At 53.4% G+C, this 23836-nt stretch carries 16 protein-coding genes, 4 tRNA genes and 3 rRNA genes; 17 read left to right on the top strand and 6 right to left on the bottom strand.

The window, feature by feature from the left end:
• The first annotated feature begins 99 nt into the window (after nt 1-99).
• From ACUY4S_RS22505 to ACUY4S_RS22475, 7 genes are all read left to right on the top strand, one after another.
• A 16S ribosomal RNA gene (locus ACUY4S_RS22505) occupies nt 100-1639 on the top strand.
• 70 nt (nt 1640-1709) lie between these two features.
• Nucleotides 1710-1786, top strand: a tRNA-Ile gene (locus ACUY4S_RS22500).
• A gap of 108 nt (nt 1787-1894) precedes the next feature.
• Nucleotides 1895-1970: transfer RNA gene (locus ACUY4S_RS22495), tRNA-Ala, on the top strand.
• Nucleotides 1971-2148: 178 nt separating this feature from the next.
• Nucleotides 2149-5054: ribosomal RNA gene (locus tag ACUY4S_RS22490) — 23S ribosomal RNA — on the top strand.
• Nucleotides 5055-5147: 93 nt separating this feature from the next.
• Nucleotides 5148-5263, top strand: a 5S ribosomal RNA gene (gene rrf / locus ACUY4S_RS22485).
• Together the 16S, 23S and 5S rRNA genes with 4 tRNA genes alongside form the textbook arrangement of a ribosomal RNA operon.
• 55 nt (nt 5264-5318) lie before the next feature.
• Nucleotides 5319-5395: transfer RNA gene (locus ACUY4S_RS22480), tRNA-Asp, on the top strand.
• Between the two features lie 8 nt (nt 5396-5403).
• A tRNA-Trp gene (locus tag ACUY4S_RS22475) sits at nt 5404-5479 on the top strand.
• A 95-nt stretch (nt 5480-5574) separates the two neighbouring features.
• Here the strand turns inward: ACUY4S_RS22475 and hdfR are convergent.
• Entirely contained in the window at nt 5575-6408 is an 834-nt protein-coding gene (gene hdfR / locus ACUY4S_RS22470; protein ID WP_312692988.1) for an HTH-type transcriptional regulator HdfR, read from the bottom strand.
• Nucleotides 6409-6514: 106 nt separating this feature from the next.
• Between hdfR and ACUY4S_RS22465 the strand changes: the two genes are divergently transcribed.
• Nucleotides 6515-6853, top strand: coding sequence for a MaoP family protein (locus ACUY4S_RS22465; protein ID WP_312692986.1), 339 nt, complete (start codon nt 6515-6517; stop codon nt 6851-6853).
• A gap of 24 nt (nt 6854-6877) precedes the next feature.
• On the opposite strand, the gene ACUY4S_RS22460 is transcribed toward ACUY4S_RS22465, so the two are convergent.
• Nucleotides 6878-8398 (bottom strand): YifB family Mg chelatase-like AAA ATPase, encoded by a 1521-nt coding sequence (locus ACUY4S_RS22460; RefSeq protein WP_312692984.1) that lies wholly within the window; start codon nt 8396-8398, stop codon nt 6878-6880.
• Nucleotides 8399-8737: 339 nt separating this feature from the next.
• Here ACUY4S_RS22460 and ilvL point away from each other — a divergent pair, with 339 nt between their 5' ends.
• From ilvL to ilvA, 6 genes are all read left to right on the top strand, one after another.
• Entirely contained in the window at nt 8738-8836 is a 99-nt protein-coding gene (gene ilvL, locus ACUY4S_RS22455; protein WP_015966468.1) for an ilv operon leader peptide, read from the top strand.
• Nucleotides 8837-8975: 139 nt separating this feature from the next.
• Complete coding sequence (gene ilvG, locus ACUY4S_RS22450) at nt 8976-10622, top strand: acetolactate synthase 2 catalytic subunit (protein WP_312692979.1); 1647 nt, start codon at nt 8976-8978, stop codon at nt 10620-10622.
• Nucleotides 10619-10888, top strand: coding sequence for an acetolactate synthase 2 small subunit (gene ilvM, locus ACUY4S_RS22445; protein WP_312692977.1), 270 nt, complete (start codon nt 10619-10621; stop codon nt 10886-10888). The genes ilvG and ilvM overlap by 4 nt, the downstream gene beginning before the upstream one ends.
• Before the next feature lie 17 nt (nt 10889-10905).
• Nucleotides 10906-11835, top strand: a complete 930-nt coding sequence (gene ilvE / locus ACUY4S_RS22440; RefSeq protein WP_312692975.1) for a branched-chain-amino-acid transaminase — start codon at nt 10906-10908, stop codon at nt 11833-11835.
• A 173-nt stretch (nt 11836-12008) separates the two neighbouring features.
• Complete coding sequence (ilvD, locus tag ACUY4S_RS22435; protein ID WP_458023193.1) at nt 12009-13859, top strand: dihydroxy-acid dehydratase; 1851 nt, start codon at nt 12009-12011, stop codon at nt 13857-13859.
• Between the two features lie 2 nt (nt 13860-13861).
• Nucleotides 13862-15406, top strand: a complete 1545-nt coding sequence (gene ilvA, locus ACUY4S_RS22430) for a threonine ammonia-lyase, biosynthetic (protein WP_312692971.1) — start codon at nt 13862-13864, stop codon at nt 15404-15406.
• Here ilvA and ilvY read toward each other — a convergent pair.
• Nucleotides 15403-16293 carry an HTH-type transcriptional activator IlvY gene (gene ilvY, locus ACUY4S_RS22425; RefSeq protein ID WP_312692969.1) on the bottom strand — a complete coding sequence of 297 codons (891 nt, stop codon included), beginning with the start codon at nt 16291-16293 and terminating at the stop codon, nt 15403-15405. The two genes, ilvA and ilvY, sit on opposite strands and share 4 nt — an antisense overlap.
• A 156-nt stretch (nt 16294-16449) precedes the next feature.
• Here ilvY and ilvC point away from each other — a divergent pair, with 156 nt between their 5' ends.
• Together ilvC and ACUY4S_RS22415 are read left to right on the top strand one after the other, a co-directional pair.
• Complete coding sequence (gene ilvC / locus ACUY4S_RS22420; protein ID WP_312692967.1) at nt 16450-17925, top strand: ketol-acid reductoisomerase; 1476 nt, start codon at nt 16450-16452, stop codon at nt 17923-17925.
• 138 nt (nt 17926-18063) lie between these two features.
• Complete coding sequence (locus ACUY4S_RS22415) at nt 18064-18525, top strand: Rrf2 family transcriptional regulator (protein WP_312692965.1); 462 nt, start codon at nt 18064-18066, stop codon at nt 18523-18525.
• Between the two features lie 17 nt (nt 18526-18542).
• Here the strand turns inward: ACUY4S_RS22415 and ppiC are convergent, their stop codons facing one another.
• The gene (ppiC, locus tag ACUY4S_RS22410) at nt 18543-18824 is read right to left on the bottom strand and encodes a peptidylprolyl isomerase PpiC (protein WP_001140255.1); all 282 of its coding nucleotides are present in this window, start codon (nt 18822-18824) and stop codon (nt 18543-18545) included.
• An 85-nt stretch (nt 18825-18909) separates the two neighbouring features.
• Between ppiC and rep the strand changes: the two genes are divergently transcribed.
• Nucleotides 18910-20931, top strand: a complete 2022-nt coding sequence (rep, locus tag ACUY4S_RS22405; RefSeq protein ID WP_312692963.1) for a DNA helicase Rep — start codon at nt 18910-18912, stop codon at nt 20929-20931.
• Nucleotides 20932-20961: 30 nt separating this feature from the next.
• Here rep and gppA read toward each other — a convergent pair whose 3' ends face one another.
• Nucleotides 20962-22446, bottom strand: coding sequence for a guanosine-5'-triphosphate,3'-diphosphate diphosphatase (gppA, locus tag ACUY4S_RS22400; protein WP_458023192.1), 1485 nt, complete (start codon nt 22444-22446; stop codon nt 20962-20964).
• A gap of 5 nt (nt 22447-22451) precedes the next feature.
• Nucleotides 22452-23720: an ATP-dependent RNA helicase RhlB gene (rhlB, locus tag ACUY4S_RS22395; RefSeq protein ID WP_458023191.1), complete on the bottom strand. Its 1269-nt coding sequence runs from the start codon at nt 23718-23720 to the stop codon at nt 22452-22454.
• Between the last annotated feature and the right edge of the window lie 116 nt (nt 23721-23836).

Below are 23836 nucleotides of genomic sequence, written 5' to 3'. Positions count from 1 at the left end.
CATGGATTCTTAACGTCTCCGGACGCTAAATGAATACCAAGTCTCACGAGTGAACACGTAATTCATTACGAAGTTTAATTCGATGAGCATCAAACTTTTAAATTGAAGAGTTTGATCATGGCTCAGATTGAACGCTGGCGGCAGGCCTAACACATGCAAGTCGAACGGTAGCACAGAGAGCTTGCTCTCGGGTGACGAGTGGCGGACGGGTGAGTAATGTCTGGGAAACTGCCTGATGGAGGGGGATAACTACTGGAAACGGTAGCTAATACCGCATAACGTCGCAAGACCAAAGAGGGGGACCTTCGGGCCTCTTGCCATCAGATGTGCCCAGATGGGATTAGCTAGTAGGTGGGGTAACGGCTCACCTAGGCGACGATCCCTAGCTGGTCTGAGAGGATGACCAGCCACACTGGAACTGAGACACGGTCCAGACTCCTACGGGAGGCAGCAGTGGGGAATATTGCACAATGGGCGCAAGCCTGATGCAGCCATGCCGCGTGTATGAAGAAGGCCTTCGGGTTGTAAAGTACTTTCAGCGGGGAGGAAGGGAGTAAGGTTAATAACCTTATTCATTGACGTTACCCGCAGAAGAAGCACCGGCTAACTCCGTGCCAGCAGCCGCGGTAATACGGAGGGTGCAAGCGTTAATCGGAATTACTGGGCGTAAAGCGCACGCAGGCGGTCTGTCAAGTCGGATGTGAAATCCCCGGGCTCAACCTGGGAACTGCATTCGAAACTGGCAGGCTAGAGTCTCGTAGAGGGAGGTAGAATTCCAGGTGTAGCGGTGAAATGCGTAGAGATCTGGAGGAATACCGGTGGCGAAGGCGGCCTCCTGGACGAAGACTGACGCTCAGGTGCGAAAGCGTGGGGAGCAAACAGGATTAGATACCCTGGTAGTCCACGCCGTAAACGATGTCGATTTGGAGGTTGTGCCCTTGAGGCGTGGCTTCCGGAGCTAACGCGTTAAATCGACCGCCTGGGGAGTACGGCCGCAAGGTTAAAACTCAAATGAATTGACGGGGGCCCGCACAAGCGGTGGAGCATGTGGTTTAATTCGATGCAACGCGAAGAACCTTACCTGGTCTTGACATCCACAGAACATTCCAGAGATGGAGTGGTGCCTTCGGGAACTGTGAGACAGGTGCTGCATGGCTGTCGTCAGCTCGTGTTGTGAAATGTTGGGTTAAGTCCCGCAACGAGCGCAACCCTTATCCTTTGTTGCCAGCGGTCCGGCCGGGAACTCAAAGGAGACTGCCAGTGATAAACTGGAGGAAGGTGGGGATGACGTCAAGTCATCATGGCCCTTACGACCAGGGCTACACACGTGCTACAATGGCGCATACAAAGAGAAGCGACCTCGCGAGAGCAAGCGGACCTCATAAAGTGCGTCGTAGTCCGGATTGGAGTCTGCAACTCGACTCCATGAAGTCGGAATCGCTAGTAATCGTAGATCAGAATGCTACGGTGAATACGTTCCCGGGCCTTGTACACACCGCCCGTCACACCATGGGAGTGGGTTGCAAAAGAAGTAGGTAGCTTAACCTTCGGGAGGGCGCTTACCACTTTGTGATTCATGACTGGGGTGAAGTCGTAACAAGGTAACCGTAGGGGAACCTGCGGTTGGATCACCTCCTTACCTTAAAGAACCTGCCTTTGTAGTGCTCACACAGATTGTCTGATGAAAAACGGGCAGTAAAAATCTCTGCAGGCTTGTAGCTCAGGTGGTTAGAGCGCACCCCTGATAAGGGTGAGGTCGGTGGTTCAAGTCCACTCAGGCCTACCAAATTTTCCCTGAATACTGCGTTGCAAAATGACTCACATACGTCAGTATGTTTCGCCATTTCACGCCTTGTCTCAGGAAAAATTACGGGTAAACGAGATTAACTACGATGGGGCTATAGCTCAGCTGGGAGAGCGCCTGCTTTGCACGCAGGAGGTCTGCGGTTCGATCCCGCATAGCTCCACCATCTTTACTGTCTGAAACAAGAAAACTTCAGAGTACACATTCTGTGTGTGCTGCGAAGTTTTGCTCTTTAAAAATCTGGATCAAGCTGAAAATTGAAACACTGAACAGTGCGAACTGTTCTGTGAGTCTCTCAAATTTTCGCAACTGATGATGTTTTACGAAACATCTTCGGGTTGTGAGGTTAAGCGACTAAGCGTACACGGTGGATGCCCTGGCAGTCAGAGGCGATGAAGGACGTGCTAATCTGCGAAAAGCGCCGGTAAGGTGATATGAACCGTTATAACCGGCGATGTCCGAATGGGGAAACCCAGTGTGACTCGTCACACTATCATTAACTGAATCCATAGGTTAATGAGGCGAACCGGGGGAACTGAAACATCTAAGTACCCCGAGGAAAAGAAATCAACCGAGATTCCCCCAGTAGCGGCGAGCGAACGGGGAGCAGCCCAGAGTCTGAATCAGCATGTGTGTTAGTGGAAGCGTCTGGAAAGTCGCGCGATACAGGGTGACAGCCCCGTACACAAAAGCACACAGGCTGTGAGCTCGAAGAGTAGGGCGGGACACGTGGTATCCTGTCTGAATATGGGGGGACCATCCTCCAAGGCTAAATACTCCTGACTGACCGATAGTGAACCAGTACCGTGAGGGAAAGGCGAAAAGAACCCCGGCGAGGGGAGTGAAAAAGAACCTGAAACCGTGTACGTACAAGCAGTGGGAGCCTCTTTATGGGGTGACTGCGTACCTTTTGTATAATGGGTCAGCGACTTATATTCTGTAGCAAGGTTAACCGAATAGGGGAGCCGAAGGGAAACCGAGTCTTAACTGGGCGTTAAGTTGCAGGGTATAGACCCGAAACCCGGTGATCTAGCCATGGGCAGGTTGAAGGTTGGGTAACACTAACTGGAGGACCGAACCGACTAATGTTGAAAAATTAGCGGATGACTTGTGGCTGGGGGTGAAAGGCCAATCAAACCGGGAGATAGCTGGTTCTCCCCGAAAGCTATTTAGGTAGCGCCTCGTGAATTCATCTCCGGGGGTAGAGCACTGTTTCGGCTAGGGGGCCATCCCGGCTTACCAACCCGATGCAAACTACGAATACCGGAGAATGTTATCACGGGAGACACACGGCGGGTGCTAACGTCCGTCGTGAAGAGGGAAACAACCCAGACCGCCAGCTAAGGTCCCAAAGTCATGGTTAAGTGGGAAACGATGTGGGAAGGCCCAGACAGCCAGGATGTTGGCTTAGAAGCAGCCATCATTTAAAGAAAGCGTAATAGCTCACTGGTCGAGTCGGCCTGCGCGGAAGATGTAACGGGGCTAAACCATGCACCGAAGCTGCGGCAGCGACACTATGTGTTGTTGGGTAGGGGAGCGTTCTGTAAGCCTGCGAAGGTGTGCTGTGAGGCATGCTGGAGGTATCAGAAGTGCGAATGCTGACATAAGTAACGATAAAGCGGGTGAAAAGCCCGCTCGCCGGAAGACCAAGGGTTCCTGTCCAACGTTAATCGGGGCAGGGTGAGTCGACCCCTAAGGCGAGGCCGAAAGGCGTAGTCGATGGGAAACAGGTTAATATTCCTGTACTTGGTGTTACTGCGAAGGGGGGACGGAGAAGGCTATGTTGGCCGGGCGACGGTTGTCCCGGTTTAAGCGTGTAGGTGTGTGTTCCAGGTAAATCCGGTTCACTTTAACACTGAGGCGTGATGACGAGGCACTACGGTGCTGAAGCAACAAATGCCCTGCTTCCAGGAAAAGCCTCTAAGCATCAGGTAACATCAAATCGTACCCCAAACCGACACAGGTGGTCAGGTAGAGAATACCAAGGCGCTTGAGAGAACTCGGGTGAAGGAACTAGGCAAAATGGTGCCGTAACTTCGGGAGAAGGCACGCTGGTGCGTAGGTGAAGTGACTTGCTCACGGAGCTGAAACCAGTCGAAGATACCAGCTGGCTGCAACTGTTTATTAAAAACACAGCACTGTGCAAACACGAAAGTGGACGTATACGGTGTGACGCCTGCCCGGTGCCGGAAGGTTAATTGATGGGGTTATCCGTAAGGAGAAGCTCTTGATCGAAGCCCCGGTAAACGGCGGCCGTAACTATAACGGTCCTAAGGTAGCGAAATTCCTTGTCGGGTAAGTTCCGACCTGCACGAATGGCGTAATGATGGCCAGGCTGTCTCCACCCGAGACTCAGTGAAATTGAACTCGCTGTGAAGATGCAGTGTACCCGCGGCAAGACGGAAAGACCCCGTGAACCTTTACTATAGCTTGACACTGAACATTGAGCCTTGATGTGTAGGATAGGTGGGAGGCTTTGAAGCGTGGACGCCAGTCTGCGTGGAGCCAACCTTGAAATACCACCCTTTAATGTTTGATGTTCTAACGTGGACCCGTAAACCGGGTTGCGGACAGTGTCTGGTGGGTAGTTTGACTGGGGCGGTCTCCTCCTAAAGCGTAACGGAGGAGCACGAAGGTCAGCTAATCCTGGTCGGACATCAGGAGGTTAGTGCAATGGCATAAGCTGGCTTGACTGCGAGAGTGACGGCTCGAGCAGGTGCGAAAGCAGGTCATAGTGATCCGGTGGTTCTGAATGGAAGGGCCATCGCTCAACGGATAAAAGGTACTCCGGGGATAACAGGCTGATACCGCCCAAGAGTTCATATCGACGGCGGTGTTTGGCACCTCGATGTCGGCTCATCACATCCTGGGGCTGAAGTAGGTCCCAAGGGTATGGCTGTTCGCCATTTAAAGTGGTACGCGAGCTGGGTTTAGAACGTCGTGAGACAGTTCGGTCCCTATCTGCCGTGGGCGCTGGAGAATTGAGGGGGGCTGCTCCTAGTACGAGAGGACCGGAGTGGACGCATCACTGGTGTTCGGGTTGTCATGCCAATGGCACTGCCCGGTAGCTAAATGCGGAAGAGATAAGTGCTGAAAGCATCTAAGCACGAAACTTGCCCCGAGATGAGTTCTCCCTGAGACTTTAAGTCTCCTGAAGGAACGTTGAAGACGACGACGTTGATAGGCCGGGTGTGTAAGCGCAGCGATGCGTTGAGCTAACCGGTACTAATGAACCGTGAGGCTTAACCTTACAACGCCGAAGATGTTTTGGCGGATGAGAGATGATTTTCAGCTGATACAGATTAGATTGACAGACCGGAAGGTGTGTTGATGACAGAATTTGCCTGGCGGCACTAGCGCGGTGGTCCCACCTGACCCCATGCCGAACTCAGAAGTGAAACGCCGTAGCGCCGATGGTAGTGTGGGGTCTCCCCATGCGAGAGTAGGGAACTGCCAGGCATCAAATTTAGCAGTAAACCGGGGCAACAAACCGGTGGCAGTAGAAAAATTCGGTGGAGCGGTAGTTCAGTCGGTTAGAATACCTGCCTGTCACGCAGGGGGTCGCGGGTTCGAGTCCCGTCCGTTCCGCCACCCTATTTAGGGGCGTAGTTCAATTGGTAGAGCACCGGTCTCCAAAACCGGGTGTTGGGAGTTCGAGTCTCTCCGCCCCTGCCAGAAACAATCCTTAGCAGTTACTGCTAAGGATTTTTTTTTGCTTTTTTTCATCTTTGTAAAGCAGGATGCCTTGCAGCAGCACCCTTAACACAGATTCAGTCAATTACTTTGATCTTTAACAGGTCTTTGATCTGGTTCTGTTTATCACTGTTTTGCAGCCAGATTGCATAAAGTGGGCGGGAAAGCGTTGCTGCATCTGCAACCGGATGCAATCCCTCCTTTTGCGCTGCCCACGTAACGGGCAACCATGTACAGCCATTCAATTGCGGTAATTGCTGATGTGCAACCTCAGCAGAACTGGTCGTTAATGTCGGAACATCATCACTGGCAATCAATTCTGCTTCATGCTGCTGAAAATCCGGACCCCATTCAAGACGAAGATAATTGAGTTCGGATTTATTCTTTTCAGGTGCGGCGCAATACAGTGCCAGCGTGAAATGGCCCAGCAACTGGCTGCTAAACTCGTCCATCTTCGGTGTTTCTGTGGTGATCAGCAGATCTAACTGGCGTTCATGTAATTGCTTAACCAGCGACTGCCGTTGCGCAATTCGCGCTTCAAACTGCAGGTTGGCTTCCAGATCGTATAGCCGACTCAACCAGTCGCTAAGCATGCATTCCCACAGCGATGCACTCGCGCCAATAGAAAATTGGTGGTGTCGCGAAGTATGGGCGACCTCTTTTCTCGCTGCCTGCCATGTGCTCATTAATGTTTCTGCATAGGGCAGGAGCTTCTCTCCGGCAGCAGTGAGGCGGATGTTATTACGATGACGTGTAAAAAGATTAACCCCGAGCTGGTTCTCCAACTGCCGAATACGAAAACTCACCGCAGATTGCGTCAGATAAAGGGCCTCGGCTGCACGCCCAAAGTGACGCGTCCTGCTTACTTCCAGGAAAGTTTTTAATAATTCCGTATCCACGGCTTTCTCCACAAAAAAATTTGTCGTAATGATTTAAATGTTTTGTTTTACACTCTGTCAAGCGTAACTAATACTCCGCGCCATAAATAGCTCGGCCAAAGAATTAGGAGCGTGCAGGATGGCGGAAAGCTTTACGACGACGAATCGTTTTTTCGACAATAAAAATTATCCACGCGGGTTCTCTCGCCACGGTGATTTCACCATCAAAGAGGCTCAACTGCTTGAGCGTCATGGTTATGCTTTTAACGAGCTGGAGCTCGGTAAGCGCGAACCGATGACCGAAGAGGAAACTCAATTTATCGCAGTTTGCCGTGGAGAGCGTGAACCCAGCACTGAAGCAGAACGTGTCTGGATCAAGTATATGGCACGTATCAAACGTCCGAAGCGTTTTCATACTTTGTCTGGCGGTAAACCTCAGACAGAAGGCGCGGAAGACTACACGGATTCCGAAGATTGAAAAAAGGGGCTACGGCCCCTTTTTTTATGTCAGCATTTTTTGCAGATGAATGAGTAACCTGTCGATAGCCCGGTAGCTTAGCGCTTCTTGTAAATGTACACGCTGTATCCTCTCTTGTTGCTCAAGATCGGCGATGGTTCTGGCTACCTTAAGCAGACGCTGCCATGCCCTGATAGAAAGGCCCAGACGTATTAGTGTCTCTTCTAGCCAGCCTCCATCCTCTTTCGTCAGTGCGCAAAACTGGCGGGTTTCATTTCCTTCCAGCCGCGCGTTCAGTTTCTTCTGCCGTTCAAATTGCTGCGTCTGTGCCGCAATAACGCGGGCGCGTACTACCTCACTACTTTCTCCCCGAACTTGGGCCTGGCTCATTATCCCAGCGACAGGCAAAGGGATCTCAAGGGAGAGGTCAAAGCGATCGAGAAACGGCCCGGAAAGCCTTCCCAGATAGCGTAGCGTTTGTTCCGGTGTACAACGGTTATGGTTACCCTGATAGTGCCCGGTTGGGCTGGGATTCATGGCGGCGATCAATTGAAAGCGTGCAGGATATGTGACCTTGGCCCTGGTTCTTGAAATGTGTATTTGCCCTGACTCGATAGGCTCACGCAGTGCATCCAGCACCCGTCTTTCAAATTCCGGTAATTCATCAAGAAATAACACGCCGTTATGCGCTAACGATATTTCACCCGGACCGGGCATTGCCCCTCCCCCCACCATTGCTGTTAGTGATGCGCTGTGGTGAGGTGCCCGAAAAGGGCGGCGGCGCCAGTTACGCGTAATAGCAGAGGTATTAACCACACTCATCACTGCGGCGCTCTCCAGCGCCTCCTGGTTACTGAGTATGGGCAACAGTCCACCCAGACGGCTCGCCAGCATTGTTTTCCCCGTTCCGGGAGGGCCAATAAGCAGCAAATTGTGCCCACCAGCGGCTGTGATTTCCAGCGCACGCTTTCCTTGTTCCTGCCCGATCACATCACTTATATCTTCACTATATGCTTCCTGAGCACTGTGATATGGCGTGGGGGGCGGTAACGTATGCTTTTCTTCCAGAAAAGCGCAGACTTGTTGCAAATGGCTGGCAATCAGGCAATCGCATGTCTGAGCCAGGCTGGCTTCGGATTCGTTCTCCTGGGCGAGGATAATTTTTCTTTTCGCTTTAACCGCTTCCATGACACAGGAGATAGCCCCGGGGACTCCGCGTAATGCGCCTGTAAGCGCCAGTTCTCCAACAAACTCATAATCGCTTAACTGGGGCGTTTTAAGTTGCTCAGACGCAGCGAGAAGCGCAATAGCGATGGGCAAATCGTAACGACCGCCCTCCTTTGGAAGATCTGCCGGCGCGAGGTTGATGGTGATGCGTTTTGCCGGAAAATCATAACCGCTGTTGATGATGGCGCTGCGGACCCGGTCACGTGCTTCTTTAACAGTAGCTTCTGGCAGGCCAACAATCGTCAGCCCGGGGAGCCCGTTGCTGATATGGACTTCCACCGTCACGAGTGGTGCCGCGACGCCAAGCGCCGCGCGTGTGTAAATAACCGATAATGCCATAGTCTCTCCTTTTGTCGCATTATCGCCGCCTGATTTTGCTTTTTCTCTGCCTTTTGGTAAAAAGCATGTGATGCTTTCTGACTTTTCGATGTAAATCATGCGAATTTGCTCCGGGCTGGAATAGCGGTCCTAAAATTGTCATGAAGAGAGGCAATCCCTGGTGTGATTGAAGAATAAATGAAATTTTTTCACTGTGATTTTTTGTGATGTAAATCAAAGGTTTTTCAACAGCCGTCCTGGCAGGGCGTAGCGTTTGTCATAAATATTTCTTGTGTCTTGTCGCAAATCTGTGATACCTCTTTAGGTATTCCTTCGAACATGAAGCAAGAACGAACACAAATGAAAGCCCTTCTACGAGTGATTAGCCTGGTCGTGATTAGCGTGGTGGTGATTATTATCCCACCGTGCGGGGCTGCACTTGGACGAGGAAAGGCTTAAAAAACAAGCCTTAACGAACTAAGACCCCCGCACCGAAAGGTCCGGGGGTTTTTTTATGACCTAAAAATATAAACGAGGAGCAGACAATGAGTTGTAGCATAAAATTCTGTTTCTCCCGATATCCGGCGGGGAACTAACTATGAATGGGGCACAGTGGGTTGTACATGCGTTGCGGGCACAAAAAGTGGATACGGTTTTCGGTTATCCGGGTGGCGCAATTATGCCGGTTTATGATGCTCTGTATGACGGCGGCGTGGAACACCTACTGTGCCGGCACGAGCAGGGCGCGGCAATGGCTGCCATTGGCTATGCCCGTTCAACGGGTAAAACGGGTGTCTGTATTGCCACTTCTGGCCCCGGTGCCACCAACCTCATCACCGGGCTTGCCGATGCGTTGTTAGACTCCGTTCCGGTCGTCGCAATTACCGGTCAGGTTGCCGCGCCGTTTATTGGCACCGATGCATTTCAGGAAGTTGACGTGCTGGGATTATCACTGGCTTGTACGAAGCACAGCTTCCTGGTGGAGTCGCTGGAAGAGTTACCCCGGGTGATGGCTGAAGCCTTCCATATTGCCAGTTCCGGTCGCCCCGGCCCTGTACTGGTTGATATTCCGAAAGACATCCAGCTCGCCGTTGGCGATCTGGAGCCCTATTTTTCCACCGTTGACGATGATGTCTCTTTTCCACAGGAGCAGGTAGTACAGGCTCGCCTGATGCTCTCTCATGCTAAAAAACCGATGCTATATGTCGGCGGTGGTGTTGGCCTGGCGCAGGCTGTTCCAGCGTTGCGTGAGTTCCTCACGGTGACCCAAATGCCGGTGGCCTGCACGCTGAAAGGGTTGGGCGCGGTAGAAACGGAATACGCTTATTACCTCGGTATGCTGGGTATGCATGGCACAAAAGCGGCGAACTTTGCGGTGCAGGAGTGCGACTTACTGGTCGCAGTTGGCGCGCGTTTTGACGATCGTGTAACCGGCAAACTAAACACTTTCGCTCCGCACGCTAAAGTCATCCATCTGGATATCGACCCGGCTGAAATGAGTAAATTGCGTCAGGCGCATGTTGCGTTACAGGGCGATTTAAACGCGCTGTTACCCGCTTTGCAGCAGCCGCTGGCCATTGACGCATGGCGTCAATACAATGCCGACCTGCGTCGTGAACACGCCTGGCGTTACGATCACCCTGGCGACGCCATCTATGCACCGCTGTTATTAAAGCAGCTCTCCGAGCGTAAACCGGCAAACAGCGTGGTGACCACGGATGTCGGCCAACATCAGATGTGGGCTGCCCAGCATCTGAGCATTACTCGCCCGGAAAATTTCATCACTTCCAGCGGCCTGGGAACCATGGGGTTCGGTTTGCCTGCGGCAGTTGGCGCGCAGGTTGCCCGCCCCGATGATACCGTTATCTGTATTTCTGGTGACGGCTCATTCATGATGAATGTTCAGGAACTGGGCACCGTTAAACGAAAACAGTTACCACTGAAGATTGTTTTACTGGATAACCAGCGGTTAGGGATGGTTCGACAGTGGCAGCAGTTATTTTTCAATGAGCGTTATAGCGAAACCACCCTGACTGATAACCCCGATTTCCTCATGCTGGCCAGCGCCTTTGGCATCCCCGGTCAGCACATCACCCGTAAAGACCAGGTTGAAGCGGCACTCGACACCCTGTTTTCGTGCCAGGGGCCATATTTGCTTCATGTCTCAATCGACGAGCTTGAGAATGTCTGGCCGTTGGTGCCGCCGGGCGCCAGTAATGCACAAATGCTGGAGAAATTATCATGATGCAACATCAGGTCGCCGTAGAGGCCCGCTTAAATCCGGAAACGTTAGAACGCGTATTACGTGTGGTGCGCCACCGTGGCTTTCAGGTGTGCGCCATGAACATGGAAACCGACAGCGATGCGCGCCACATAAATATTGAATTGACCGTTGCCAGCCCTCGGCCTGTCGAATTACTGTTTAGCCAGTTGAGCAAACTTGTCGACGTTGCCAGGGTTGATATCCGACAGCGCGCCACATCATCACAATCACAACAGATCCGCGCGTAAGCGCAATAGGAAGAACAATGACGACGAAAAAAGCAGACTACATTTGGTTCAATGGCGAGATGGTTCGTTGGGAGGACGCGAAAGTCCACGTGATGTCCCACGCGCTGCACTATGGTACGTCTGTGTTTGAAGGTATCCGTTGCTACGACTCTCATAAAGGTCCGGTTGTCTTCCGCCATCGTGAACATATGCAGCGCCTGCAGGACTCCGCCAAAATTTATCGTTTCCCGGTTTCCCAAAGCACAGACGAGCTGATGGAAGCGTGCCGTGAAGTAATTCGTAAAAACAATCTGACCAGCGCTTATATCCGTCCGCTAGTGTTTGTCGGCGATGTCGGTATGGGCGTGAACCCGCCAGCCGGTTACACCACAGATGTCATCATCGCTGCGTTCCCGTGGGGCGCTTACCTGGGCGCTGAAGCATTGGATCAAGGGATCGACGCCATGGTTTCCTCGTGGAACCGCGTTGCACCGAACACCATTCCAACGGCGGCAAAAGCCGGTGGGAACTACCTTTCTTCACTGTTGGTGGGTAGCGAAGCGCGCCGCCACGGCTACCAGGAAGGGATTGCGCTGGATGTGCACGGTTATATCTCTGAAGGCGCGGGCGAAAACCTGTTTGAAGTGAAAGATGGCATTTTGTTCACACCGCCGTTTACCTCCTCCGCACTGCCGGGCATCACCCGTGACGCCATCATTAAACTGGCGAAAGAGCTGAACATTGAAGTGCGTGAGCAGGTGCTGTCTCGCGAATCCCTGTACCTGGCTGATGAAGTCTTTATGTCGGGTACCGCAGCAGAGATTACGCCGGTACGCAGCGTGGATGGTATTCAGGTAGGTGAAGGGCGATGCGGCCCGGTTACCAAACGTATTCAGCAAGCATTCTTTGGCCTCTTCACCGGTGAAACGGAAGATAAATGGGGCTGGTTGGATCAAGTTAACCAATAAATACCCGTCATACTTCAGGTTGTAGGTGCGTTGGCTGCACGCGTTCGTCCCTATGCAGGGTTCTGGGACTCACCGGCTTGCCGCCCTCCTGCAACCAGAATTATTCAGGGTATACAGAGAAATATGGGGTGGCACGCACCATCCCATCTACAGGATAGACTGGGAGTTTAAGCATGCCTAAGTACCGTTCCGCCACTACCACCCATGGGCGCAATATGGCGGGTGCCCGCGCGCTGTGGCGCGCAACCGGGATGACCGATGCTGATTTCGGCAAACCGATTATTGCTGTCGTGAACTCGTTTACCCAGTTCGTGCCGGGTCACGTCCACCTGCGCGATCTTGGTAAGCTGGTTGCGGAGCAGATTGAAGCTGCCGGCGGCGTGGCGAAAGAGTTCAATACCATTGCTGTGGATGATGGTATCGCCATGGGGCACGGCGGCATGCTTTACTCACTGCCCTCCCGCGAACTGATTGCAGATTCCGTTGAATACATGGTGAATGCCCACTGCGCTGATGCAATGGTGTGTATTTCCAACTGCGACAAAATCACGCCGGGGATGTTAATGGCCTCCCTGCGTCTGAACATTCCGGTGATTTTCGTTTCCGGCGGCCCCATGGAAGCCGGGAAAACCAAACTCTCCAACCAGATCATCAAACTTGATCTGGTAGACGCAATGATTCAGGGCGCCGACCCGAAAGTCTCTGATGACCAGAGCGAGCAGGTTGAGCGTTCCGCCTGTCCAACCTGCGGTTCCTGTTCAGGCATGTTTACCGCCAACTCAATGAACTGCCTGACCGAAGCGCTGGGCCTCTCGCAGCCGGGCAATGGTTCACTGCTCGCTACCCATGCCGATCGCAAGGATCTGTTTATCAATGCCGGTAAACGCATTGTTGAACTGACTAAACGTTATTACGAGCAGGACGATGCCAGTGCGTTGCCGCGTAATATCGCAAGCAAAGCGGCGTTTGAAAACGCCATGACGCTGGACATTGCCATGGGCGGCTCGACCAACACCGTGCTGCACCTGCTGGCAGCGGCCCAGGAAGCTGAAATTGATTTCACCATGAGTGATATCGACAAGCTTTCCCGTAAGGTGCCGCAGCTGTGTAAGGTCGCACCAAGCACACAGAAATACCATATGGAAGATGTGCACCGTGCCGGTGGCGTGTTGGGCATTCTGGGTGAGCTTGACCGCGCAAATCTGTTGAACCGCGATGTGAAGAACGTGCTGGGCCTGACGCTGCCGCAAACGCTGGAACAATACGATGTGATGCTGACCAAAGACGAGGCGGTAAAAAACATGTTCCGCGCAGGTCCGGCGGGTATTCGTACCACGCAGGCATTCTCGCAGAGTTGCCGTTGGGACACCCTGGATGACGATCGCGCCGAAGGTTGCATCCGTTCGCTGGAGCATGCTTACAGCAAAGATGGTGGCCTGGCCGTGCTGTACGGCAACTTTGCTGAAAACGGCTGTATCGTAAAAACCGCTGGCGTTGACGACAGCAACCTGACATTTACTGGGCCGGCAAAGGTGTACGAAAGCCAGGATGCGGCAGTTGAAGCTATTCTTGGCGGCAAAGTAGTTGCTGGCGATGTGGTGGTGATCCGCTACGAAGGCCCTAAAGGTGGCCCGGGGATGCAAGAGATGCTCTATCCAACCAGCTTCCTGAAATCAATGGGGCTGGGCAAAGCCTGTGCTTTGATCACCGATGGCCGTTTCTCCGGCGGCACGTCCGGTTTGTCCATCGGTCACGTTTCCCCGGAGGCGGCCAGTGGCGGCAATATCGGCCTGATTGAAGATGGCGATATTATTGCGATTGATATCCCGAGCCGCGGCATTCAGCTGCAGCTGAGCGAGAGTGAACTGGCTGCCCGTCGTGAAGCACAGGAAGCCCGTGGCGATAAAGCCTGGACACCTGTTGATCGTGAACGTCAGGTTTCCTTCGCGCTCCGCGCTTATGCCAGCCTGGCGACCAGTGCAGACAAGGGTGCCGTCCGCGATAAATCAAAACTTGGGGGTTAAGTATGGCCGAGTCCCAACCCCTCTCTGCCGCCCCTGAGGGGGCGGAATATCTGAGAGCGGTGCTACGTGCGCCAGTGTATGAAGTGGCACAGGTAACGCCGTTACAAAAAATGGAAAAGCTCTCTTCGCGCCTCGACAATGTGATCCTGGTGAAACGCGAAGACCGGCAGCCAGTACACAGTTTTAAATTGCGCGGTGCTTACGCAATGATTGCTGGCCTGACGGCGGAGCAAAAAGCACAAGGTGTGATCACCGCGTCTGCGGGTAATCATGCGCAGGGTGTAGCGATGTCGTCCACACGGCTGGGCATCAAGTCGCTGATTGTCATGCCGGTTGCTACCGCCGATATCAAAGTGGATGCTGTTCGCGGCTTTGGCGGCGAGGTGTTGCTGCACGGGGCCAACTTTGATGAAGCGAAAGCCAAAGCCATTGCGCTTTCACAACAGCAAGGGTTTACCTTCGTACCGCCGTTTGATCATCCGATGGTGATTGCCGGGCAGGGCACGCTGGCGCTGGAGTTGCTGCAACAGGACGCGCATATCGATCGCGTTTTTGTGCCGGTTGGCGGCGGCGGTCTGGCGGCGGGTGTGGCGGTACTGATCAAGCAACTGATGCCGCAAATTAAAGTCATTGCTGTGGAAGCAGAAGATTCAGCCTGCCTGAAAGCTGCGTTGGATGCCGGTCACCCGGTGGATTTACCCCGCGTGGGGCTGTTTGCCGAAGGCGTGGCGGTAAAACGTATTGGGGATGAAACGTTCCGCCTGTGTCAGGAGTATCTCGACGATATCATCACGGTCGATAGCGATGCGATTTGCGCGGCGATGAAAGATCTGTTTGAAGATGTTCGTGCAGTGGCGGAGCCATCTGGTGCGCTGGCGCTGGCAGGCATGAAGAAATACGTCGCCAGACACAACATTCGTGGCGAACGGCTGGCGCACGTGCTTTCTGGCGCGAACGTCAATTTCCATGGTCTGCGCTATGTCTCCGAGCGTTGCGAATTGGGCGAACAGCGTGAAGCTCTGTTGGCGGTAACCATTCCTGAAGGGAAAGGCAGTTTCCTGAAGTTCTGCCAGTTGCTGGGGGGACGTTCCGTCACTGAGTTTAATTACCGTTTTGCCGATGCCAAAGACGCCTGCATTTTTGTCGGGGTGCGTTTAAGCCGCGGGCTGGATGAGCGCAAAGAGATCCTCGATCTGCTGCATCAGGGTGGCTATAGCGTGGTGGATCTCTCCGACGATGAGATGGCGAAGCTGCATGTGCGCTATATGGTTGGCGGCCGGCCTTCGAAACCGTTGCAAGAACGCCTTTATAGTTTTGAATTCCCGGAATCACCTGGCGCGTTGCTAAAATTTTTGCACACGCTCGGCACCCACTGGAATATCTCGCTATTCCACTATCGTAGCCACGGCACCGACTATGGCCGCGTGCTGGCAGCGTTTGAACTGGGCGATCATGAACCGGATTTCGAAACCCGGCTCAATGAACTGGGCTATGATTGCCACGAAGAAACGCATAACCCGGCTTTCCGGTTTTTCCTCGCGGGCTAGTGGTCAGGCAGAATTTGCCAGAAAGCACTGATAAGCGGCTCATGCAGCCGCTTTTTTTGTGCGCAGACACCCAACTCAAACGGTGTTTTCTCATCACTGCGTTCGAGGATCATCACGCGGTTACGCACCGGTTCCGGGCTGTTCTCCAGCACGATTTCCGGGATGAGTGCGACGCCGCAACCCAGCGCCACCATGGATACCATTGCTTCGTGGCCGCCAACGGTGGCGTAAATCGAGGGATTGCTAATTTTATGTCGGCGGAACCACAACTCAATGCGTCTGCGCACTGGCCCTTGATCGGCCATGATAAACGGGATTGTGGACCAGTCGGGTTCCGTGACAGAAACCTGGCTACGCACCGGGCAGGGAAGTGCCGGGGCAATCAACACCACTGCCAGGTTCTCCAGCATGGAGAACGCCACCGCCCCTGGTAGCATCTCCGGTTTACCCGCAATAGCCAGATCCGCTTCGCCAGTGACCACCTTTTCCATCGCATCGGCGGCATCGCCAGTGGTGAGTTTAATTTCCACCGAAGGATGCTCCGCGCGGAAGCGATCGAGAATGGGCGGCAAGTGGCTATATGCTGCGGTAACCGAGCAGAAGAGATGTAGCTCGCCAGAGAGTGAAGGGCCTTGTTGGTCGATGGTGTGGCGGAGTTGCTGATACTGCAATAAAGTTTGTTGAGCGAAAACGCGAAGTTCTTCTCCTGCATCGGTCAACGTGACGGTGCGGTTATCGCGCACGAACAGTGGCTGGCCGAGATCCTCTTCCAGCCGCTGGATCTGACGTGAAAGTGTGGAAGGGCTGACATGCATGGCCCGCGCGCTGCGGCCAAAATGACGACTTTCCGCGAGGTGCAGGAAGGTTTTCAGATCGCGTAAATCCATGAGACAGGCTCCACAAATTTGTATTGCAAAAATTGCAATGTCACATTGTTAATATATCAATTTAAGCAACGCATTTCCTGTCATATAGTGGGTTCAATGTCGCGAAACAGCGAACCGAACAATAAGCACAACAACACAACATCATGAGGTTTCACCATGGCTAACTACTTTAATACACTGAACCTGCGCCAGCAGCTGGCGCAGCTGGGCAAATGTCGCTTTATGGCGCGTGAAGAATTTGCCGATGGCGCAAGCTACCTTCAGGGTAAAAAAGTGGTCATCGTCGGTTGCGGCGCCCAGGGCCTCAACCAGGGCCTGAACATGCGCGACTCTGGTCTGGACATCTCCTATGCGCTGCGCAAAGAAGCCATTGCGGAGAAACGCGCCTCATGGCGTAAAGCCACCGAAAACGGTTTTAAAGTTGGCACTTATGAAGAGCTGATCCCGCAGGCGGACCTGGTGGTGAACCTGACGCCGGACAAACAGCACTCTGACGTTGTGCGTTCCGTACAACCGCTGATGAAAGACGGTGCCGCGCTGGGTTACTCGCACGGTTTTAACATCGTAGAAGTGGGCGAGCAGATCCGTAAAGACATCACCGTCGTAATGGTTGCACCGAAATGCCCGGGAACTGAAGTGCGTGAAGAGTACAAACGTGGTTTCGGCGTTCCAACCCTGATTGCTGTTCACCCGGAAAACGATCCGAAAGGTGAAGGTATGGCGATTGCTAAAGCCTGGGCAGCTGCAACCGGCGGTCACCGTGCGGGCGTTCTGGAATCTTCCTTCGTTGCAGAAGTGAAATCTGACTTAATGGGCGAACAGACCATTCTGTGTGGCATGTTGCAGGCCGGCTCTCTGCTGTGCTTCGACAAGCTGGTGGCTGAAGGTACCGACCCGGCGTACGCAGAAAAACTGATCCAGTTCGGTTGGGAAACCGTAACCGAAGCCCTGAAACAGGGCGGTATCACGCTGATGATGGACCGCCTGTCTAACCCGGCGAAACTGCGTGCTTATGCGCTGTCTGAGCAACTGAAAGGCATTATGGCGCCGCTGTTCCAGAAACATATGGATGACATCATCTCCGGTGAGTTCTCTTCCGGCATGATGGCTGACTGGGCAAACGATGATAAAAAACTGCTGACCTGGCGTGAAGAAACCGGTAAAACCGCGTTCGAAACCGCACCGCAGTATGAAGGTAAAATCAGCGAGCAGGAGTACTTCGATAAAGGCGTACTGATGATCGCCATGGTGAAAGCGGGCGTTGAGCTGGCATTCGAAACCATGGTGGCTTCTGGCATCATCGAAGAGTCGGCTTACTACGAATCGCTGCATGAACTGCCGCTGATTGCAAACACCATCGCCCGTAAGCGCCTGTATGAGATGAACGTGGTTATCTCTGATACAGCGGAGTACGGTAACTATCTGTTCTCTTATGCGTGTGTGCCGCTGCTGAAAGAGTTTATGACCACGCTGCAAACCGGCGACCTGGGCCAGGCGATTGCAGAAGGCGCAGTGGATAATGCGCAACTGCGTGATGTTAACGAAGCAATTCGCAGCCATGCCATCGAGAAAGTCGGCCACAAGCTGCGCGGTTATATGACGGATATGAAGCGTATCGCGGTCGCCGGCTAACGTTCTCGTCGTTTTGGCCGTGAGGCGAAAGCGACAGGGAAGACCGGAGTAAAAGAGAGGCCCGGGGGCGTTAGCGCTGCCGGGCTTTTTGTTTCAGGCATCTTGTTAGGCGTTTTTTAATGTAATAGTGTCAACGCCATGAAAATGAATAACTCCTTCTCCGCCACGCTGCATATCCTGCTGCATATGGAACAGGCGGAAAAACCCATGACCTCGGAACAGATGGCATCGTATATCGACGGTAATCCGGCGTTTATCCGTAAGCTGCTTGCGGGACTGCGTGAAAAAAAGATTGTGGTTGCCACCAAAGGCCACCACGGCGGCTGGCGGCTTTGCCGTCCTGCCAGCGACATCACGCTGTATGACATCTATATTGCGCTAGGGTCGCCAGCCTTGTTTGCGTTGGGTAATCGCAATGAGCAGCCTGCGTGTCTGGTGGAGCAAGGGGTCAATCGGGTAATGTCATCCACCCTTACCGACGCACAATCGCTTATTCTGACCCGTTTTAAAAGCCTGACGCTGCTGGACGTGGGGGCGGAATTTATCCACCACTTTAGCGACAAAGATCATGGTCATGATAAATGCAAAACCCCCCGTTAACAGAGGGGCTCACAGTATTAGTTACGGTACAGCACCTTAATGATGTGGTAACCGAACTGCGTGTGCAGCGGGCCAGTCGGTTCCAGTACCGGGCAGGAGAACACGACTTTATCGAATGCAGGGACCATTTGACCCTGGCGGAATTCGCCAAGGTGGCCACCTTTTTTGCCTGACGGGCAAATAGAGTGTTTCTTCGCCAGCTTCTCAAAATCGCCGCCGTTTTTGATCTGTTCCAGAAGATCCAACGCCAGTTTCTCTTCTTTAACAAGGATATGCAGTGCTGCTGCGGTTTTTGCCATGATCGTGCCTTGAGTGAGGTTGTTGAGGCTGGCTATACTACCACGCGATTTCTTCCCTCCCGACTTTTCATTGAGTGATCTTTTTATGCGTTTAAACCCCGGACAACAACAAGCCGTCGAATTTGTCACCGGACCTTGCCTGGTGCTGGCGGGAGCGGGATCCGGTAAAACACGCGTGATCACCAATAAAATCGCGCACTTAATCCGCGGTTGCGGCTATCAGGCGCGACACATTGCAGCGGTCACTTTTACCAATAAAGCTGCCCGCGAGATGAAAGAGCGTGTTGCCCAGACGTTGGGGCGTAAAGAAGCGCGCGGTTTGATGATTTCCACTTTCCATACGCTGGGGCTGGACATCATCAAGCGTGAGTATGTGGCGTTGGGTATGAAATCTAACTTCTCGTTATTTGACGACACCGATCAAGTCGCGTTGCTTAAGGATCTGACCGAAGGGCTGATCGACGATGACAAAGTGGTACTGCAACAGCTGATCTCGACGATCTCTAACTGGAAAAACGATCTGTTAACGCCTGAGCAGGCGGCCGCGCGTGCTGTTGGGGAGCGGGATCGTATTTTCGCTCACTGCTATAGCCTTTACACCACCCATATGAAGGCATGCAACGTCCTCGATTTTGACGACTTGATCCTGCTGCCGACGCTGTTGTTGCAGCGAAATGAAGAGGTGCGTGAGCGCTGGCAGAATAAGATCCGCTACCTGCTGGTAGATGAATATCAGGATACCAACACCAGCCAGTACGAATTGGTAAAGCTGCTGGTGGGTCAGCGCGCGCGCTTTACCGTGGTGGGGGACGATGACCAGTCGATTTATTCCTGGCGTGGCGCCCGGCCACAAAACCTGGTGCTGCTTAGCCAGGATTTCCCGGCATTGCAGGTGATCAAACTGGAGCAAAACTATCGCTCTTCGGGGCGTATTCTGAAAGCGGCCAACATCCTGATTGCCAATAACCCGCATGTTTTCGAAAAACGCCTGTTTTCGGAGCTGGGTTATGGAACGGAGTTAAAAGTCCTGAGCGCCAACCATGAGGAGCACGAAGCGGAACGTGTTACTGGCGAACTGATTGCCCATCATTTTGTGAATAAAACACAATATAAAGATTATGCCATCCTTTATCGCGGCAACCACCAGTCGCGCGTGTTTGAAAAATTCCTGATGCAAAACCGCATTCCTTACAAAATTTCTGGCGGTACTTCTTTCTTCTCACGCCCGGAAATCAAAGACTTGCTGGCCTATTTGCGGGTGCTGACCAACCCCGATGATGACAGCGCTTTTTTACGCATTGTGAATACGCCGAAGCGTGAAATCGGCTCTGCCACGCTGCAAAAGCTGGGAGAGTGGGCGATGGTGCGTAATAAAAGCCTGTTCGCCGCCAGTTTTGATGTGGGGCTCAATCAGACGTTGACCGGGCGCGGGTACGAGTCGTTGACGCGCTTTACCCAGTGGCTTGGCGAAGTGCAGCGTTTATCGGAGCGCGAACCGGTTGCTGCCGTGCGGGACCTGATCCACGGCATTGATTACGAATCCTGGCTTTTTGAAACCTCCGCCAGTCCAAAGGCGGCAGAAATGCGGATGAAGAACGTCAACACACTATTTGGATGGATGACAGAGATGCTGGAGGGGAATGAACTGGATGAGCCCATGACGCTGGATCAGGTCGTCACACGCTTTACGCTGCGCGACATGATGGAGCGTGGTGAAAGTGACGATGAATCCGACCAGGTTCAGTTGATGACGCTCCATGCGTCTAAAGGCCTTGAGTTCCCGTATGTCTTCCTGGTGGGTATGGAGGAGGGTTTACTCCCGCATCAAAGCAGTATCGATGAGGATAATGTTGATGAAGAGCGCCGCCTGGCGTATGTCGGTATTACCCGGGCACAAAAAGAGCTGATTTTCACGCTGTGCAAAGAGCGTCGCCAGTATGGCGAGCTGGTACGCCCGGAACCGAGCCGCTTCCTGCTTGAGTTACCGCAAGATGATCTCATTTGGGAGCAGGAGCGCAAAGTAGTCAGCGCTGAAGAGCGGATGCATAAAGGTCAGGCGAATGTCGCTAATATCCGCGCGATGCTGGCGAAAGCGAAAGGGAAATAAAAAGCCCGGAATGACCGGGCCTGTTCGGGGTTATTGGATCGCCAGTGGCCAGTGGACATAACTTTGCCACTGGCTCTCCTGCTCGATCAATTCCGCCCCTAGCGGGTGACTGGCCAGCCAGCCCTGCGGCAGTTGCAATGTCAGTTTTTCGCCACTGGCGCTGACGGTGATGTCTGGCAGCAAATCGTCCCGTCGACGATTGGCAAAAATGATCGCCAGACGCAGCAGGCGGCACAGGTGTTCCGCAACGCGTGGCGGCACCGCATTTTGTTGATGCAAAGAAGAGAGATCGACCGCATTGGTCTGGTTCAGCAGCAGTGTCGCCAGCAGTTTTTTCTGCGCGGGCGTAAAGCCTGGCAAATCAAGGTTGCGTACCAGCCATGCCGCATGCAACGGTGCTTGCTTGAACTCAATACTGAGACCGATTTCGTGAAGTTCGCAGGCAACATTGAGGATTTCGAGGCTGTAGTTGTCTAAGTCCCACGTTTTTGCCACACCGCTTGCAAAACGCCCTGCGAGCGTGGAAACGCGCCGTGACTGATCGGTATCAACGATAAAACGACGCTGGATATTGCGTAGTGTACGGCTGCGAATATCCTGGTCGACCCCCAGATGCAGCATGCCGTAGACCAGACCTTCACGCAGCGCGCCACCAGCCAGTGTCATGCTCTCAATATTCATCTCGGTAAAGATAGCGATAAGAATGGCCAGCCCACTCGGGAAGACCAGCGCTCGCTCCAGCGTCAGGCCTTCAATTTCCAGCTCTTCCAGGCGGCCGCACTGGATTGCTCGCTGTTTTAGCTGCTGAAGTTTGGCAAGGGTGATGCGTTCGTCCATGCCCTGCGCCATCATGATCTCTTGCAGAGCCTGAACGGTGCCGGACGCACCGACACACACTTTCCAGCCATGGCGACGCAGCTCATCGGCGACAGGGCGCAATACTTCACGCGCCGCCAGCTCCGCGGCGGCGAAGTTCTCCTGCCCAAGATTACGGTCGGTAAAAAAACGTTCAAGCCAGGTCACGCAGCCCATCGACAGGCTAAACAGAGACGTTGTTTGCGCGCCGGTACCGGTCACCAGTTCGGTGCTGGCACCGCCAATGTCCACCACCAGGCGCTGGTCGGCACCACCGGTGGTGTGCGCCACGCCCTGGTAAATCAGACGTGCTTCTTCCTGGCCACTGATGACCTGCACCGGGCAACCGAGTATTTCCTGGGCTTTGTCGATGAAGGTCTGGGCATTTGTGGCCAGGCGCAGTGTGGCGGTCGCCACCACGCGGATTTGCTCTTGAGGAATATCCTGCAAACGCTCGGAGAACAGCCGCAGGCATTGCCAGCCGCGCTCCATCGCTTCCTGAGAGAGGTAATTCTCACTGCTCAGGCCTGCGGCCAGGCGAACCTTACGCTTGATGCGGGACAGCGTTTGGATACTGCCCGCCACCTCGCGCACAACCAGCATATGAAAACTGTTGGAACCCAGATCAATGGCTGCATAGAGCGAGGCGGAACCGAGCATATTTTTTAACCTGAACGACGACGATTACGAGGCGCGCCACCGCTGCGACGCGGACCATTGCCGGAGCGCGAACGCGTCAGGCGTTTTGGCGGCGGCAATTCGCTGAGCAGTGCATCCGGATTGTATTTGCTCACCGGAATGGAGTGCCCAATATAGGTTTCAATCGCCGGCAGATTCAGCGCATATTCTTCACAGGCCAGGCTGATAGAGTTGCCGCTGGCGCCAGCACGACCGGTACGGCCAATGCGGTGCACGTAATCTTCGCAATCGTCCGGCAGATCGTAGTTAAAGACGTGCGTGACGGCAGGAATGTGCAGACCGCGCGCCGCAACGTCTGTTGCGACCAGGATATCAAGATCGCCACGGGTGAATTCATCGAGAATACGCAGACGTTTTTTCTGCGCCACATCGCCCGTTAGCAAACCTACGCGGTGACCGTCTGCTGCCAGGTGGCCCCAGATGTCTTCACAACGATGCTTGGTGTTGGCGAAGATAATGGCGCGATCCGGCCACTCTTCTTCGATCAGCGTTTGCAGCAAACGCATTTTTTCTTCGTTGGAGGGATAGAACAATTCTTCTTTGATACGGTGGCCGGTTTTTTGTTCCGGTTCAACTTCTACGTACTCAGCGTTGTTCATTTGCTCAAATGCCAGTTCACGTACCCGGTAAGAGAGGGTCGCGGAGAACAGCATATTCAGACGAGAAGTGGTGGGGGGCATCCGGCGGAACAGCCAGCGGATATCTTTAATAAAGCCCAAATCGTACATACGATCGGCTTCGTCCAGCACCACGACCTGAATCGCGCCCAGGTTAATGTGGTTCTGTTTGGTGTAGTCAATAAGACGGCCCGTGGTGCCGATGAGAATATCGACGCCGCTTTCCAGCACTTTAAGCTGTTTGTCGTAGCCATCACCGCCATAAGCCAGACCTAATTTCAGGCCAGTTGCCTGCGCAAGAGGCTCTGCATCGGCGTGAATCTGTACCGCGAGCTCACGCGTCGGCGCCATGATAATGGCACGCGGCTGGTTCACTTTACGGTCTTCGATCGTCGGGTGAGAGAGAAGATAATGGAACGTTGACGTTAAAAACGCCATCGTTTTGCCGGTACCGGTTTGCGCCTGACCTGCAACGTCACGGCCCGCCAGCGTCAGCGGAAGAGCCAGAGCCTGAATAGGCGTGCAATTATGAAACCCTTTATTTTCAAGGGCTTCGATCACCTTTGGGTGCAGGGCGAAGTCGGAAAACTTCTGTTCTGTTAAATGTCTTTTGCTCATAGTGTGGTAGAATATCAGCTTACTATTGCTTTACGAAAGCGTATCCGGTGAAATAAAGTCAACCTTTAGTTGGTTATTGTGGCATCAACACGTTGCTGTTTTATGCTACACCAACA

It is taken from the genome of Kosakonia beeri, from assembly GCF_054165705.1.
Note: the sequence above shows the minus strand (reverse complement) of the source record. Positions and strands in the feature narration are given on the sequence as shown.